The sequence below is a fragment of the Mesorhizobium sp. genome (assembly GCF_004962245.1).
In the GTDB taxonomy this organism is placed as follows: domain Bacteria; phylum Pseudomonadota; class Alphaproteobacteria; order Rhizobiales; family Rhizobiaceae; genus Mesorhizobium.
Genome location: NZ_SUHQ01000012.1, coordinates 147,141 through 163,497, shown reverse-complemented (window position 1 = coordinate 163,497; position 16,357 = coordinate 147,141). Strand labels below are relative to the sequence as shown.

Genomic DNA, 16,357 nt, shown 5'->3' with positions numbered 1-16,357 from the left:
GGGATTTTAAGACCGCAATGCGTCGTCCTGCATGGTTTTAGGCACTATTGTCGCATCCGGCGGTGCGGTTCGGCCGCTGGATGCGAATTAGCCTTCGATTCAAGCCACAAAGCCGAAGACGAAGGCAAGCGGCAAGGCGGCCAGCACCAGCTCCACCACCATGAAGGCCCAGTTGAAAGGCGTGTTGGCGCCATCCGACATCATCGACAGCAGTCGGCCGAAGGCGGTGAACAGCCAGGAAAAGCCAAGCGCCATGTAGAGCAGCGGTTGCGCCAGCAGTATACAGCACAGGCCGACACCGAGATAGAAGCCCGACATCCGGCCGCGCCCTTCTGCGATCGCCGCCGTCTTCTCGGGCTTGACCTGCAGCCGCATGATCCGGAAGGCCAGCCCCGGCGCCAGGAACAGCAGCAGGCCGAACAGCAAGGTCACGACGGCGCTCGACCATGCCAGCCATTCGCCCTGACTCATCGGCCACGGAAACGCAAATTCCATTCTGTCCCCTCGTAAATGGCTGTTTCGAAGTTCGGGCATTCTAGCGAAGGACATGACATGCGCCAGATGGGCGTCGGTGATTTACGAAACGCGCATCAGCCTCACAAAAAACTCTGCGGGTCGATATCGACCTGCACCCTGACCGAGCCCCGTATCTTCGGTCCCTCGGCCAGCATGGCGCGGATGAACCCTTGCATGTCGGCGCGCCGTTCGCCCTGGATCAGCAGCCGAAAGCGATGGCGGCCGCCGATCAGCGATAGCGGCGCCTCGGCCGGACCGAGCACGAACAGGTCGGCGGCCTGAGGTGCCGCACGCCGCAGGCCGCGGGCGTGCGCTTCGGCTTCCGCGCGCGTCGCAGCACTGACGATGACGCCGGCGAGGCGGCCGAAAGGCGGCAGCGCCGCCCGCTCGCGCTCGGCGATCTCGCGCTCGTAAAAAGCCTCGGCGTCGCCGGAGACGATCGCCCGCATCACCGGGTGGTCGGGCTGGAAGGTCTGCAGCAGCCCAAGGCTCTTCTTGCCCGTTCGGCCGGCGCGGCCGGTCACCTGGCTGAGCAGCTGGAAGGTGCGCTCGGCGGCGCGCGGGTCGCCATTGGCAAGGCCGAGATCGGCGTCGACCACGCCGACCAGTGTCATGTTGGGGAAATTGTGCCCCTTGGCGACGAGCTGCGTGCCGATGACGATGTCGGCCTCGCCATTGGCGATGGCTTCGAGCTCCAGCCTCAGCCGCCGCACACCGCCCATCAGGTCGGACGACAGCACGATGGTTCGAGCGTCGGGAAAGTGAGCGACGACCTCTTCGGCGATGCGCTCGACGCCCGGCCCGCAGGCGACGAGATGGTCGAGCGTGCCGCATTCCGGGCAGGCCTCGGGGCGGCGCTCATTATGCCCGCAATGGTGGCAGACGAGCTGGCCGCGGAAGCGGTGCTCGACCAGCCATGCCGAGCAGACCGGACAGCCGAAGCGATGGCCGCAGACCCGGCACAGCGTCAGCGGTGCATAGCCGCGCCGGTTGAGGAACAGCAGCGACTGTTCCTTTTTCTCCAGCGTCTGGCGCATATGGCCAAGCAGCACCGGCGACAGGAAGCCGCCGCGCGCCGGCGGGGCGCGGCGCATGTCGATCGTCTTCAGGTCTGGAAGCGCCGCCTCGGCGAAACGCGCCGAAAGCACCGCCCTGTTGTAGCGGCCTTGGCTTGCATTGACCCGGCTTTCGACAGACGGCGTCGCCGAGGCGAGCACGACCGGAAAGCCGCCGATATGGCCGCGCACCACCGCCATGTCGCGCGCATTGTAGAAGACGCGATCCTCCTGCTTGTAGGCGGGGTCGTGCTCCTCGTCGACGACGATCAGCCCGAGCTCCCTGAACGGCAGGAACAGCGCCGAGCGCGCGCCGGCGACGACGCGCACCCCGCCTTCCGCCACTTGCCGCCAGACGCGCTCGCGCATCCTCGGCGGCAGGTCCGAGTGCCATTCCGCCGGCTTGGCGCCGAACCGTTCCTGGAAGCGCTCGAGGAAGGCGTGGGTCAGCGCGATCTCCGGCAGCAGGATCAGCACCTGCTTGCCCCGGTCGAGCGCCGCCGCCACCGCCTCGAAATAGACCTCCGTTTTGCCCGATCCGGTCACCCCGTCGAGTAGCGTGACGCCGAATGCGCCGGCCGCGACACTGGTGCGCAGCATCTCGGCCGCATCGTTCTGGTCCGGCATCAGCGAATGCTGGGCGTAGCCCGGATCGGGTGCTGCGACCACCGGCCGCGGCGGGATCATCACAGTCTCGAACACGCCTTGCGCTTTCAGCCCGTCGATGACGGTCGACGACACGCCGGCCGCATGCGCCAGCCCGGATCGCGTCCAGGCAAGCCCACCTTCGGCTGTTTCCAGCACACGCATCCTCGCACCCGTCATCCGGTCGGGTTTGGCGAAAGTGCGTTGCAGCCCTTCGATCCACGGTTCCGGGTCGAAGGCCTCCGGCGCCCGCAACAGCATGCGCGCCACCATGCCGGGCGGCGACAGCGTGTATTGCGCGATCCAGTCGACGAAGCGGCGCATGGCTTGGTCGATCGGCGGGCAGTCGAAGACCTGCTCGATCGGGCGCAACTTTTTGGCATCGACCTTTTCGACGGCGCCGTCCCAGACGATGCCGGCAACCTGGCGCGGACCGAGCGGCACGCGCACGATCGAGCCCGGCACCACACGCATGCCGGCTGGCACGGCATAGGTGTAGGGGCGTTCGGCGGGCATCGGCACCAGCACCGGTGCGGCTGCGACAAAGGGCGAATCTTCGATCATGAGGCGTGACCTTGCCCCGACTTTCGTCTAGAGCAAAGGCCGACCCCGAATGTGCAGGACATGCACATGAAAATCTTCAGGAGACCCCCATGAAATTTTTTGTCGACACCGCCGATGTCAAGGAAATCCGTGAGCTGAACGATCTCGGGCTGCTCGACGGCGTCACCACCAACCCCTCGCTGATCCTCAAATCCGGCGGCAAGATCGCTGACGTCACCAGAGAGATCTGCGAGATCGTCAAGGGTCCGGTCTCGGCCGAAGTCGTCGCGACCGAATACAAGGACATGATGGCGGAGGCCAAGATCCTGGCCAGGATCGCCGAGAATGTCTGCATCAAGGTGCCGCTGACGCTCGACGGCCTCAGAGCCTGCAAGGATATCCGGTCGGAAGGCCGCATGGTCAACGTCACGCTCTGCTTCTCGGCCACCCAGGCGCTGCTCGCCGCCAAGGCCGGCGCCTCCTTCATCTCGCCCTTCGTCGGCCGCATCGACGACACCGGCTGGGACGGCATGGAGCTGATTTCGGACATCCGCACCATTTACGACAATTATGATTTCCAGACCGAGATCCTGACCGCTTCGGTGCGCACTGTGAACCATGTCAAGCAGGCCGCCCTCATCGGCGCCGACGTCGTCACCGCGCCGCCGGCGACGCTGAAAGCGCTGGTCAAGCACCCGCTGACCGACAAGGGCCTGGAGCAGTTCCTTGCCGACTGGGCCAAGACCGGCCAGAAGATCGGCTGAAATCCAGATATTGCGAGAGAAGGCCGGGCAATCGGCCTTTTTTTGCGCCATGCAACCAATGCATGCCGGCCAAGGTGCGCAGCGGCAACTAGCCCGCCGCTGTCTTGCCGTGCTTGACCAGATCCTGGGCGATCGACAAGCGCAGCAGATCCGCCAGTTCGCGCGCCGCGCGGTTCTCGGCGTCGATCTGCGCCCTGTAGGAGGCGAACTCCTGACGCGGCTTGTCGAAAGACGACGTTATCGAGCGCTTGCCGGTCGCGATGGTCGTGCCAGTCTTGGCGTCGGTCAATGCATAGGACGCGGTCAGTGTCACCGTGCCCGCCGTCGACTCGTTTTCATCGGTCTGGGTTCGCACAAATGCTGCGGACTCGACAAGTTCGGTCACGCCGAGATCGAGCGAATAGGCCGGCGAACCCGGCTCGCCCGCACCTTGACCGAGCGCGAAGATCAGATTGTTGCGGACCTGCTGGGCGTAGCGGGTGTCGACCGGCTTGATCGAGATGGATCTGAGTTCGGCGGCAGCCCCGGCTTGCGAGCCAGCGAACAGCGGCGCGCTCGAATAAAGCGGGCGCACCGTGCAGGCCGAAACCATCGCAACCGAAGCGATCAGGCCGCAAAGCGTTATACGGCGCAGCAAACGCGCCACTTCTGTCTTCCTCGGATCAGGCAACGACATTGACGATCCTCTGCGGAACGATGATCACCTTGCGCGGCGCCTTACCTTCGAGCGCTTTCTGCACGAAGTCGAGGGCCAGAACCGCTTTTTCGACCGCACCTTGGTCTGCGTCACGGGCGATTGTCAAATCCCCGCGCTTCTTGCCGTTGACCTGGACCGGCAGCACGATCTCGCTGTCGACGACAAGCGACGGGTCATAGGCCGGCCAGGGCCGTTCGGCTACCAGATCGCTGCCGCCGAGCGTATGCCAGCATTCTTCCGCCAGATGCGGCATGACCGGCGCGATCAGATGGACGAGGACCTCGACGCCTTGCCGACAAGCGGCCTTGAGCGCCGGATCGGCCTTGCCTTCAGCCACTTCGTTGAGCGGCGTGGCGAGCGCGTTGGCGAGCTCGTAGATGCGGGCGATGGCGCGGTTGAAGGCGAGCTTTTCGATGTCCTCGCCGACCGATTTCAATGCTTTGTGCGCAGCCTTGGAAACGACCCCCGCATCGCCCTCCTTTGCCGCCGCCGGCCGGGTGCCGGCGAGCGTTTCGGCCGCCGTCGACACCAGGCGCCAGATGCGCTGGATGAAGCGATGCGCGCCGGCCGCACCTTCGTCGGTCCATTCGACGTCACGCTCGGGCGGCGAGTCGGACAGCATGAACCAGCGCGCGGTGTCGGCGCCGTAACCGTCGGTGATCTCTTCCGGGCTCACCGTGTTCTTCTTCGACTTCGACATTTTTTCGAGCGGACCGATCACCGCCTCTTCACCGGTCGCGATTTCGATGGCGCGGCGCTTGCCGTCGACGTCCTCCAGCCGCACCTCGCTGGGCGCAAGCCAGCGGCCGTTCGAGGCACTGCCGACCCGATAGGTCTCGTGCACCACCATGCCTTGCGTGAACAGGCCCTTGAACGGCTCGGCGAGATCGACATGGCCGGTCTCGCGCATGGCACGGGTGAAGAAACGCGAATAGAGCAGATGCAGGATGGCATGCTCGATGCCGCCGATATATTGGTCGACCGGCAGCCATTCAGTGGCTGCCTTGGGATCGGTCGGATCGTTCGCCCATGGTGCGGTGAAGCGCGCGAAATACCAGGACGAATCGACGAATGTGTCCATCGTGTCGGTTTCGCGCCGCGCGTCCTTGCCGCATTGCGGGCATTTGACATGCCGCCATGTCGGATGGCGGTCGAGCGGATTGCCCGGCCGGTCGAACTCGATATCGTCCGGCAGCCTGACCGGCAGGTCCGCCTTCGGCACCGGCACCACGCCGCAATCCTCGCAATGGATCATCGGGATCGGGCAGCCCCAGTAGCGCTGGCGCGAAATGCCCCAGTCGCGCAGGCGGAAGTTGACCTTGCGCTCGGCCATCGGCCGGTTGCCGATGGTCTTTTGTTCCAGCAGCTTCGCCACCTCGTCGAAGGCCTGATCCGGCTTCATGCCGTCGAGGAAGCGCGAATTGATCATCACGCCGTCGCCGGTATAGGCCTCGTCGATGATCTGGAAGCTTCCTTGATTCTCGCCTTCCGGCATCACCACCGGAATGACCGGCAGGCCGTATCTGTTGGCGAAGTCGAGGTCGCGCTGGTCACCGGACGGGCAGCCGAAGATGGCGCCGGTGCCATAATCCATCAGCACGAAATTGGCGACGTAGACAGGTAGCGTCCACGTGTCGTCGAACGGATGGACGACACGAATGCCGGTATCGAAACCCTTCTTCTCGGCCGTCTCGAGTGCTGCCACCGAAGTGCCCATGTGATGAACTTCGTCGATGAACTTTGCCAGCGCCGGATTGTCCTCGGCGGCCTTTTTGGCCAGCGGGTGGTCGGCGGCGACCGCCATGAAGGAGGCGCCGAAAATGGTGTCGGGCCGCGTCGTGTAGACCTCCAGCTCGTGCTCGCCGGCAACCATCTTGCCAGGATCCGGGGTAGCCAGCGGCCAGCGGATCAGCAGGCCTTCCGAGCGGCCGATCCAGTTCTGCTGCATCAGCTTCACTTTTTCCGGCCAATCGTCGAGTTGGTCGAGCGAATCCAGCAGGTCCTGCGCATAGTCGGTGATCTTGAAGAACCATTGCGTCAGTTCGCGCTGTTCGACCAGCGCACCCGAGCGCCAGCCGCGGCCGTCGATGACCTGCTCGTTGGCGAGCACCGTCATGTCCTCCGGATCCCAGTTGACCTTGGAGGATTTGCGCGTCACCAGCCCCTTTTCGACGAAATCGAGGAACAGCATCTGCTGGCGGTGGTAGTAGTCGACGTCGCAGGTGGCGAATTCGCGCGCCCAGTCGAGCGACAGGCCCATGACCTTGAGCTGCTCGCGCATGGCGGCGATGTTCTGATAGGTCCAGTCCTTGGGATGGACCTTGTTCTGCATCGCCGCGTTCTCGGCCGGCATGCCGAAGGCGTCCCAGCCCATGGGGTGCAGTACGTTGAAGCCCTTGGCCCGCTTGTAGCGCGCCACCACGTCGCCCATCGTGTAGTTGCGGGTATGGCCGATATGGATGCGCCCCGACGGATAGGGGAACATCTCCAGCACATAATATTTCGGACGCGGGTCGTCGTTGTCAGCCTCGAACAGCTTCTTGGCGTCCCAGGCCTTCTGCCATTTGGGCTCTGTCGCGCGCGGATTGTATCGTTCGATTGCCATCGGATGTTTTTCACTTAAAAGCATGCGCGAACCGCCGGACAGTGCCCGGCGGCCGAGGGAAATGTCGTTGCGGTGTTCACCATGGATTGCTGGACCCGTCAACTGCAGCGCCCCGGCCATGACAAAAACTACAGGGCTGCGCGTCCTTTTGGACGCGCAAAGGACGCTGTAGGATTTTAAATTACGCATGATCCTTTCCGAAAATCGAATCCGATTTTCGGGGTCATGCGAGAGTCAGGATATAAGCATGGCAAGCCCCATCGAACAGCTTTTCACGGTCAAGGCGAAGATAGCCGCCGCCGAGCGCGAGGCGGGGCGGCAAGCTGGCGCCGTGACGCTGGTCGCGGTCTCGAAGACATTCGACGCTGCCGATATCCGCCCGGTCATCAAGGCCGGCCAGCGTATCTTCGGCGAAAACCGCGTGCAGGAAGCACAAGCCAAATGGCCGGCGTTGAAGCAAGCCTTTTCCGGCATCGAGTTGCATCTGATCGGTCCGCTGCAATCGAACAAGGCGAAGGAAGCGGTCGCGCTGTTCGACGTCATCGAGACGATTGATCGCGAGAAGATCGCGGCCGAACTCGCCAAGGAAATCGCCAGGCAAGGCCGGTCGCCAGGCCTCTACGTTCAGGTGAACACAGGCTCGGAACCGCAAAAGGCCGGCATCGAACCGCGCGAGGCCGTCGCCTTCGTCGCCCGCTGCCGCATTGTTCATGGCCTCGTCATCGAGGGCCTGATGTGCATTCCGCCGGCCGACGAGAATCCCGGCCCGCATTTCGCACTGCTGGAGAAACTTGCGCGCGAGGCCGGTCTCGAAAAGCTCTCCATGGGCATGTCAGGCGACTACGAGACAGCGATCGCCTTCGGCGCAACCAGCGTCAGGGTCGGCTCGGCGATTTTTGGAGACAGGTACAAAGCGGCCGCGTCATAGCACCGCATTGCGAGGCTCGGGCCGCCCTCTAACTCCGGATGGGATGACCACGAGCGACCAATCACGGCCGTTCCTTTGCAATGTCGAAGGAGGGCACCATGAGCGAACGCATTCCCCATAACCGATATGTCTCCGATGGACTGCACGCGCACGTCTATCTGGCGATGGTCGGGCTTGCCGCGTGGTACGCGCTGTCGGCCTGGGCCGGATTCGGCGACGGCGGCTATACCGATTATCTTCTCGCCGTCATGACCGGATTCATCATCATCTCGGTGGCGTTGCCGGCCATTGCCGGGCGCGTCTGGCTTCGACACCATCGCAGGACGTCCGCGACTGCTCGCAGCTTCGAGGACTGGATGGCCGGCGAATTCGAAACCGGGCAAGGCCGCGTAAGCGCCAAGACGGCGCTGGTCGAACTCCTCCTGCCGCTCGCCGCCGTCGCCTTCGGCATGACGGCCTTCGCGATCGTGGCGCGCCTGGCTGGTTGAGGCGACGCGGTTGGTGTTCGTAACGGCACCGGCTGCCGGATGGTTCCGGTTCAACCCAACCGGACAGTCTCGACCAAAAAGTCGAGAAAGGCCCGCACCCGAGCCGGCAGATGCTTGCCCTGCCCGACATAGACGGCGTGGGTAAGCTCCTCGTCGCCGGGGTTGAAGTCCTCCAGAAGCGGTACAAGCCGCCCGGCGGCGATGTCGGGCGCCACGTGCCAGCGCGCCAGCCGGGCGATGCCCGTTCCGGAGAGCGCCATCAGCCGCATCGCCTCGCCATCGCTGACCAGCGCATTTCCGGTGATCGGGACGACAACGGCCTCGCCGGTTACGCCCACGAAAGGCCAGCCGTCGAGATGGCGCACGAAGCAGAAGCCCATCCGGTTGTGATGATCGAGATCGGCCGGTGTCTGGGGCACGCCGCGCGTCCTGAGGTAAGATGGCGCGGCGACGACGACCACCGGACTTTGCCCGAGCTTGCGCGCCACCAACCGTGATTCGCCGAGCGGCCCGGCACGGATGGCGACATCGGCGCGCTCCTCCATCAAGTCGATGACACTATCGGTCAAAACCAGATCGATGGCGATTTCCGGATAGCGTTCGAGGAAACGCGGCAAAAGCGGAATCAGCCGGTGCTGCCCGAAAGGCACGTAGCTGTTGACGCGCAGCCGGCCGCGGGGTGCTGCGCCCGCCGCCGCCTCGCGCTCGGCTGAAGCCATGTCGGCCAGGATACGCACGCCACTGTCGAAAAAGGCCGCTCCCTCCGGTGTCAGTTGCAGCTTACGCGTCGAACGGCTGACCAGCCGCGCGCCAAGACGAGCCTCCAGCCGCGCGATCAGCTTGCTCACCGCCGACGGCGTCATTCGCAGCGCCCGGGCGGCAGCCGAAAAGCTGCCCGCTTCGACGACGCGGACGAACACTTCGATCTCGCCGGAGCGGTTGATGTCGGGCCTCGCCATTCGTGAATCTATTTCACAGACAATGTGCCTGGCGCAAGGCTGGTTCACAGTACATCGCGGCACGATCTTCCGGTTGGGCGCGGGAGGACACGGGCGTCCCGTCGTCGAAACAGGCCATCAATGAACCGGAAGACCACCATGCCTCTTGCTCTTTATGCCCTCGCCGCCGGTGCCTTCGGCATCGGTGTCACCGAATTCGTCATCATGGGCCTGCTGCTCGACGTCAGCACCGATCTCGGTGTCTCGATCTCGGCTGCCGGCCAGTTGATCTCAGGCTATGCGCTGGGCGTCGTCATCGGCGCGCCGCTGCTGACGATCGCCACCGGCCGCTGGCCGCGCAAGACCGTGCTCCTAGCGCTGATGGCGATCTTCACGCTGGGCAATCTCGCCTGTGCGCTCGCCCCCGATTACTGGACGCTGATGGGGGCCCGCGTGCTCACCGCCTTCGCCCACGGCACCTTCTTCGGCGTCGGCTCGGTGGTGGCGACGGGACTGGTGCCGCCCAACAAGAAGGCCTCGGCGATTGCCCTGATGTTCACCGGCCTGACCATCGCCAACATCCTCGGCGTGCCCTTCGGCACCTGGCTTGGCCAGGCCTTCGGCTGGCGGTCGACCTTCTGGGCGGTAACCCTGGTCGGCATCGCGGCCTTCTCCATCATTCTTCTGCTGGTGCCGCGCAGCAAAGCGGCGCAGGAAAAGAGCGACCTGCGCGGCGATCTCGCCGTGCTCGGCCGCGCGCCGGTTCTGCTTGGCTTCGCCACCACCGTGCTTGGATATGCCGGCGTTTTCGCCGTCTTCACCTATATCGCTCCCCTGCTGACCGAAATCACCGGTTTTCAGGAAACCGCCGTGTCGCCGATCCTGCTCGTCTTCGGCGGCGGCCTCATCGCCGGCAATCTGCTCGGCGGCAGGTTCGCCGACCGCTGGCTGGTGCCTTCGGTTCTCGGCAGCCTTGTCGTGCTGGCGCTGGTGCTCGGCACGATGACCTTCGCCCTGCACAGCCAGGCGATGGCCGTGATCTATGTCGGGCTGCTCGGCGCCGCCGCCTTCGCCACCGTGGCGCCGCTGCAGATGTGGGTGCTGGACAAGGCGCAAGGCGCCGGCCAGAGCCTCGCCTCGTCCTTCAACATCGCCGCCTTCAATCTCGGCAATGCCGCCGGCGCCTGGCTCGGCGGCGTGGTCATCGCCCATGGTCCCGGCCTCGGCGCCGTCACCTGGGTCGCCGCGCTGCTGCCGCTCTCGGCCCTCGCCGTGGCGGCACTGGCGCTGCGCTTCGATACTACAGCGCCGCGCGTCCTCTTGGACGCGCAAAGGACGCTGTAACACTTTGATTTTGCGCATGACCCCGAAAATCGAATTCCGATTTTCGGGGTCATGCGCAGCCCCAGGCTCGGCGAACCGGCATCCGCCCGTTTGTGACGATCCAACCGAATCCAACCACCCTTCGATACAAGGAGCAAAACCATGGACTATCGACGTCTTGGCGCATCGGGCCTGAAGGTCCCGGCGCTCTCGTTCGGCGCCGGAACCTTCGGCGGTTCGGGCCCGCTGTTCGGCGCCTGGGGCAACAGCGATGCGACGGAAGCGCGGCGGCTGGTCGACATCTGCCTGGAGGCCGGCGTCAACCTCTTCGACACCGCCGACGTCTATTCGAACGGCGCCTCCGAAGAGGTGCTCGGCGCGGCCATCAAAGGCCGCCGCGATGCCGTGCTGATCTCGACCAAGACCTCACTGCCGATGGGCGACGGACCCAACGATGCGGGCTCCTCCCGTTCGCGCCTTATCAAGGCCGTTGAGGACGCCCTGAAGCGTCTCGGCACCGATTACATCGACCTGCTGCAATTGCACGCCTTCGACGCCGCAACGCCGATCGAGGAGGTGCTGTCGACGCTGGACAACCTCGTGCGTGCCGGTAAGCTGCGCTATGTCGGCGTCTCCAACTTTTCCGGCTGGCAAGTGATGAAGTCGCTCGGTCTGGCGGACAAGCACGGCTATCCGCGCTACGTCGCCCATCAGGTCTACTACTCGCTGGTCGGGCGCGACTATGAATGGGAGTTGATGCCGCTCGGCCTCGACCAGGGTGTCAGTGCGCTGGTGTGGAGCCCGCTCGGCTGGGGCCGCCTGACCGGCAAGATCCGCCGCGGCGAGCCGCTGCCGGAAAAAAGCCGGCTGCACGACACCGCAAGCTTCGGGCCACCGGTCGAGGACGAGCAGCTCTACCGGGTCGTCGATGCGCTCGACGCCTTGGCCAAGGAAACCGGCAAGACCGTGCCGCAGATCGCCATCAACTGGTTGCTGCAGCGGCCGACCGTCGCCTCCGTCATCATCGGAGCGCGCAACGAGGAACAGCTGCGCCAGAACCTTGACGCCGTCGGTTGGTCATTGACATCAGATCAGATGAAGACACTCGACGCGGCAAGCGCGGTCACCGCGCCCTATCCGTATTTTCCCTATCGCCGGCAGGAAGCCTTCGCCAGGCTCAGCCCGCCCGCGGTCTGACGCTCCAAAGCCGGGCGGAGACTCTCAAGCTGCCGCCCCGCGCTCTAATGCAGCACGAACTCGCCGTCGACCTTGTGCCATTCATTGGGCGCGATCAGCTTCTGGTGCGTGTAGCTCACTGAATGCAGCGGGCCGTCGAGCCTGGACTGCCAGAACTCGATGAACCGGATCAGCACCGGAAATTTCGGAGCGATATCGTAATCCTGCCAGATGAAGCTCTGCAGCAGATGCGGATGATCGGGAAAATGATAAAGAATCTTCGCCGTGGTCAAGCCATAGCCCTTGAGCATCAGGTCCATTTCGGATTGGTCGCGCATTGCGGTCCTCTGGGTTGATTCTCCTTTCCTCCCAATGCGAAATTGTGCGCGCTATTTGCTTAATCGTCTATTGATATTTCGTGATCGATGCCGGGTTTAAGACGCAAAAACATGCAGTTAGCAGCGATCCCGCCTGAGTGCTGACAGCACCGAGGAAAGCCGCTGCGGCATCCCGCCGCGCAAATCCAACGTCTAATATTGCCGTCACCGCGGAACTGTTAATAATGCGCGCGAATTCGTGGCCGCTTCGCCGCGATGCCGTCGGCGGTCAAGCCGGGCGGCCTGGTTTTTGGGAGGGAGTGAAAAAATGTCCGATGTTCATGTCCATCGCGTCCAGCCGGCGTGGAAGAAGAACGCGCTGATCGACAATGACACCTATTTGAAATGGTATGCCGACAGCGTGAAGAACCCGGACAAGTTCTGGGGCAAGCACGGCAAGCGCATCGACTGGTTCAAGCCCTACAGCAAGGTCAAGAACACCTCCTTCAACGGCAAGGTCTCGATCAAATGGTTCGAGGACGGCCAGACCAACGTTTCCTGGAACTGCATCGACCGGCATCTGAAGAAGCGCGGCGACCAGACCGCCATCGTCTGGGAAGGCGACAATCCCTACGACGACAAGAAGATCACCTATAACGAGCTCCACGGGCATGTCTGCCGGCTCGCCAATGTGATGAAGAAGCACGGCGTCAAGAAGGGCGACCGTGTCACCATCTACATGCCGATGATCCCTGAAGCGGCCTACGCGATGCTTGCCTGCACTCGGCTAGGCGCCATCCATTCGGTGGTCTTTGGCGGCTTCTCGCCGGATGCATTGGCCGGCCGCATCGTCGACTGCGAATCGACTTTCGTCATCACCGCCGATGAAGGCCTGCGCGGCGGCAAGTCCATCCCCTTGAAGGAAAACACCGACAAGGCGATCGACATCGCCGCGAAGAATTTCGTGATGGTCAACAAGGTCGTGGTCGTGCGCCGCACCGGCGGCAAGGTTGGCTGGGCTCCGGGGCGCGACGTCTGGTACCACGACGAGATCGCGACGGTTAAGGCGGAGTGCAAGCCGGAGAAGATGAAAGCAGAGGATCCGCTGTTCATCCTCTACACATCGGGCTCGACCGGCAAGCCGAAGGGCGTGCTGCACACCACGGCCGGCTATCTCGTCTACGCCTCGATGACCCACCAATATGTCTTCGACTACCATGACGGCGAAATCTTCTGGTGCACCGCCGATGTCGGCTGGGTCACCGGCCACAGCTATATCGTCTACGGGCCACTCGCCAACGGCGCCACCACGCTGATGTTCGAAGGCGTACCGAACTATCCGTCGCAGTCCCGCTTCTGGGATGTCATCGACAAGCACAAGGTCAACATCTTCTACACCGCGCCGACGGCTTTGCGCGCACTGATGGGCGCCGGCGACGCCCATGTCGCCAAAACGTCGCGCAAATCGCTGCGTGTGCTCGGCACGGTCGGCGAGCCGATCAATCCGGAAGCCTGGGAATGGTATTTCAACGTCGTAGGCAACGGCAAGGTGCCGATCGTCGACACCTGGTGGCAGACCGAGACCGGCGGCATCCTGATCACGCCGCTGCCCGGCGCCACCGACCTGAAGGCGGGCTCCGCGACGCGGCCCTTCTTCGGCGTCAAGCCGCAGTTGGTCGACGGCGACGGCAAGGTGCTGGAAGGGACTACCGACGGCAATCTCTGTATCACGGACTCATGGCCCGGCCAGATGCGCACCGTCTATGGCGATCACAAGCGCTTCGTGCAGACCTATTTTTCGACCTACAAGGGTAAGTACTTCACCGGCGACGGCTGCCGCCGCGACGCCGATGGCTACTACTGGATCACCGGCCGCGTCGACGACGTCATCAACGTCTCCGGCCACCGCATGGGCACGGCCGAGGTCGAATCCGCGCTCGTCAGCCACGACAAGGTCTCCGAGGCCGCCGTCGTCGGCTATCCGCACGACATCAAGGGCCAGGGTATCTACTGCTACGTCACGCTGATGGCCGGCGAGAAACCGGGCGAGGATCTGCGCAAGGAACTCGTCGCCCATGTCCGCAAGGACATCGGCGCTATCGCCACACCCGACAAGATCCAGTTCGCTCCGGGCCTGCCGAAAACCCGTTCGGGCAAGATCATGCGGCGCATCCTGCGCAAGATCGCCGAGGACGATTTTGCCTCGCTCGGCGATACCTCGACGCTGGCCGACCCGGCGGTGGTCGACGACCTCGTTGCCAACCGGCAGAACAAGAGGGGGTGATGCGTTGGGTGCCGTCACCGGGCTTTGGCGTTATCCGGCGAGTTCGCTCGCCGGCGAATGCCTGGAGGTGATCTCGGTCGGTCTGGAAACCATCGATGGCGACCGCCTGTTCGGCCTTGTCGATGCCTCGAACAATGAAATCGCACGGCCCGACCGCGAGGCGAAATGGCACAAGGTGCCACGCATCCGGACCCGGTTATCGGAAGCCCACGAACTGGAGATCGCGACGCCACAGAGCGATTGGCTGCCAGCGCCTGGGGCCGAAAGCGACCGCGCTGTTTCCGCCTTTCTCGGCTTCGAGGCCTCGATCCGTCCGTTTCGCCAAGATGCTGCGCCGGACTACGCCGGTCCCCTGACCGCGGAGCGCTACCGCAAGGCTCCGGTCCACCTCCTGACCACCGCTTCGTTGGCGCGCCTGAAGGCGCTGCATCCCGACGGCGCCGCCGATCCGCGCCGCTTCCGCCCTAACATCGTCGTCGACATGGCGGCTGTCGAGGGATCGTTCCCGGAGACGGAATGGATCGGTCGCAAGCTGGCGATCGGCGACCTGCTGTTGACCATCTCCGAGCCGTGCCGCCGATGCGGCTTCACCATCATCGCCCAGGATGGTTTCGACGACGATCCGGCAATCCTGCGCAATCTGGTCCGTCACAACGCCCATAATCTCGGCGTCTACTGCACGGTCGACCGGCCAGCCCGCGTCGAAATCGGCGAGACGATGCGCCTCCTGTAGGTCATCGGTACAAATCCGCCCGCGTCGGCGGCAGGCCGCTTGGGCCACGCGCGCGCTTGGTGACGACGGTCTGGAATATCTGCGCCGAGGCGCGTTCGAACGTGATCGAACAGCCGGTGAGATAAAGCAGCCAGAGGCGCGCCTTGGCTTCGCCGACCTCGGCGATCGCTTCATCGAAGCGTGCGTGGAGGCGCTCGGCCCACAGACGGCAGGTGCGGGCGTAGTGCTCGCGCAAATTCTCGACGTCGTAGATGAGGAAGCCGTGCGCCTCGAGATTGCCGAGCGTCATGCCGATCGTATCGAGTTCGCCTCCGGGAAAGATGTATTTGATCAGCGCCTTGAATTCCGGACCCTTGCGCAAGGTCTTCTTCATGCTGCCCTTGTCGCGCCGGGTGATGGCGTGGTGCAGATAGATGCCGCCCGGTTCGAGCAGGCGATGGATGGTCGAGAAATAGACGGCGTGGTTGGCGAGCCCCAGATGCTCGAACATGCCGATCGACGATATCTTGTCGAAGGAGCCGGACAGCTCGGCGTAGGACTTTATCTCGATGGTGATGCGATCCTCCAGCCCCTCGGCGCGGATGCGCTCGCGGGCGAGCTGGGTCTGGGCTTCCGACAGCGAAACGCCATGCCCGACGACACCGTAATGTTTCGCGGCATGGATGAGCATGGCTCCCCAGCCGCAGCCGATGTCGAGCAGCCTTTCGCCGGGCTTCAGCCGGAGCTTGCGGCAGATATGATCGAGCTTGTCTTTCTGCGCCTGATCGATGCTGTTGGCGAAATCGGTGAAATAGCCGCAGCTATAGACCATGCGTTCATCGAGGAAGAGCCGGTAGAAAGCGTTCGAAATGTCGTAGTGATGCTGGATCGCCTGCTGGCTCGACCCGCTGACGAAGGGGTTGCGCCCAGAAAGGTCGGTCCGCGCCGTCATCTGTTTTCTCGAAAACAGCACGGTCGGCAGGTCGCGCAGGACCGCCAGCTTCGGCAGCGACTTGAGTTTCATCCTGAGCTTGCCTTGCGAAGGCAGGGCGTAGAAATCGAACAGCGATCCGTCTTCCACGTCGATGGTCTTGGAAATCCACATCTCGATCAGCGTCGAGAGGGAGGGCCGGCGGATCACCTGCCAGACAATGTCCTGGTCGTTGATGGTGAGCACGGGGCCGGTGGCGGGTCCAATCCGCTCGCCGGTCCACAGCTTGACCGCGAAACCCGGCTTCAGGGTTTCGATGACCGTTCGGACGATCCGTGCGGCTCTGTCGGCTGCCTCCATGCCCTCCTCCCATGCTTCGAATGTGCTGGCACGGTCCGACAGGAGTTTGCCCGCCCGATGGGCCGGCCGCAACCC

Annotated in this window: 14 protein-coding genes; 7 read left to right on the top strand and 7 right to left on the bottom strand. The window is 63.8% G+C overall.

Features of this window, described 5'->3' with window-relative positions:
- Positions 1-99: 99 nt before the first annotated feature.
- Positions 100-495 carry a DUF4345 family protein gene (locus E5X88_RS15040; protein ID WP_292162494.1) on the bottom strand — a complete coding sequence of 132 codons (396 nt, stop codon included), beginning with the start codon at positions 493-495 and terminating at the stop codon, positions 100-102.
- A 101-nt stretch (positions 496-596) separates the two neighbouring features.
- Positions 597-2,780 (bottom strand): primosomal protein N', encoded by a 2,184-nt coding sequence (locus tag E5X88_RS15035; RefSeq protein ID WP_292162492.1) that lies wholly within the window; start codon positions 2,778-2,780, stop codon positions 597-599.
- A gap of 89 nt (positions 2,781-2,869) precedes the next feature.
- Here E5X88_RS15035 and fsa point away from each other — a divergent pair, with 89 nt between their 5' ends.
- Complete coding sequence (gene fsa, locus E5X88_RS15030) at positions 2,870-3,523, top strand: fructose-6-phosphate aldolase (RefSeq protein WP_292162490.1); 654 nt, start codon at positions 2,870-2,872, stop codon at positions 3,521-3,523.
- An 88-nt stretch (positions 3,524-3,611) separates the two neighbouring features.
- Here fsa and lptE read toward each other — a convergent pair whose 3' ends face one another.
- On the bottom strand, positions 3,612-4,199 hold the full coding sequence (lptE, locus tag E5X88_RS15025) for an LPS assembly lipoprotein LptE (protein ID WP_292162488.1): 588 nt from the start codon (positions 4,197-4,199) through the stop codon (positions 3,612-3,614).
- Positions 4,186-6,825 (bottom strand): leucine--tRNA ligase, encoded by a 2,640-nt coding sequence (gene leuS, locus E5X88_RS15020; protein WP_292162486.1) that lies wholly within the window; start codon positions 6,823-6,825, stop codon positions 4,186-4,188. The genes lptE and leuS overlap by 14 nt, the downstream gene beginning before the upstream one ends.
- A gap of 247 nt (positions 6,826-7,072) precedes the next feature.
- On the opposite strand from leuS, the gene E5X88_RS15015 reads away from it, so the two are divergent.
- Together E5X88_RS15015 and E5X88_RS15010 are read left to right on the top strand one after the other, a co-directional pair.
- Positions 7,073-7,753 (top strand): YggS family pyridoxal phosphate-dependent enzyme, encoded by a 681-nt coding sequence (locus E5X88_RS15015; RefSeq protein ID WP_292162484.1) that lies wholly within the window; start codon positions 7,073-7,075, stop codon positions 7,751-7,753.
- Between the two features lie 98 nt (positions 7,754-7,851).
- Complete coding sequence (locus E5X88_RS15010) at positions 7,852-8,241, top strand: hypothetical protein (protein ID WP_292162481.1); 390 nt, start codon at positions 7,852-7,854, stop codon at positions 8,239-8,241.
- A gap of 50 nt (positions 8,242-8,291) precedes the next feature.
- Here E5X88_RS15010 and E5X88_RS15005 read toward each other — a convergent pair whose 3' ends face one another.
- The gene (locus E5X88_RS15005) at positions 8,292-9,200 is read right to left on the bottom strand and encodes a LysR family transcriptional regulator (protein ID WP_292162479.1); all 909 of its coding nucleotides are present in this window, start codon (positions 9,198-9,200) and stop codon (positions 8,292-8,294) included.
- A 138-nt stretch (positions 9,201-9,338) separates the two neighbouring features.
- Here E5X88_RS15005 and E5X88_RS15000 point away from each other — a divergent pair, with 138 nt between their 5' ends.
- Entirely contained in the window at positions 9,339-10,523 is a 1,185-nt protein-coding gene (locus E5X88_RS15000; protein WP_292162477.1) for an MFS transporter, read from the top strand.
- Between the two features lie 141 nt (positions 10,524-10,664).
- A complete protein-coding gene (locus E5X88_RS14995; protein WP_292162476.1) occupies positions 10,665-11,699 on the top strand; it encodes an aldo/keto reductase in 1,035 nt (344 codons plus the stop codon).
- A 44-nt stretch (positions 11,700-11,743) separates the two neighbouring features.
- On the opposite strand, the gene E5X88_RS14990 is transcribed toward E5X88_RS14995, so the two are convergent.
- A complete protein-coding gene (locus E5X88_RS14990) occupies positions 11,744-12,016 on the bottom strand; it encodes an aspartate-semialdehyde dehydrogenase (RefSeq protein WP_292162474.1) in 273 nt (90 codons plus the stop codon).
- Positions 12,017-12,323: 307 nt separating this feature from the next.
- On the opposite strand from E5X88_RS14990, the gene acs reads away from it, so the two are divergent.
- Positions 12,324-14,279, top strand: coding sequence for an acetate--CoA ligase (gene acs / locus E5X88_RS14985; protein WP_292162473.1), 1,956 nt, complete (start codon positions 12,324-12,326; stop codon positions 14,277-14,279).
- Positions 14,280-14,283: 4 nt separating this feature from the next.
- Positions 14,284-15,012: an MOSC domain-containing protein gene (locus tag E5X88_RS14980; RefSeq protein WP_292162472.1), complete on the top strand. Its 729-nt coding sequence runs from the start codon at positions 14,284-14,286 to the stop codon at positions 15,010-15,012.
- A 1-nt stretch (position 15,013) separates the two neighbouring features.
- Here E5X88_RS14980 and E5X88_RS14975 read toward each other — a convergent pair whose 3' ends face one another.
- A complete protein-coding gene (locus E5X88_RS14975; protein WP_292162469.1) occupies positions 15,014-16,282 on the bottom strand; it encodes a cyclopropane-fatty-acyl-phospholipid synthase family protein in 1,269 nt (422 codons plus the stop codon).
- Positions 16,283-16,357 lie beyond the last annotated feature (75 nt).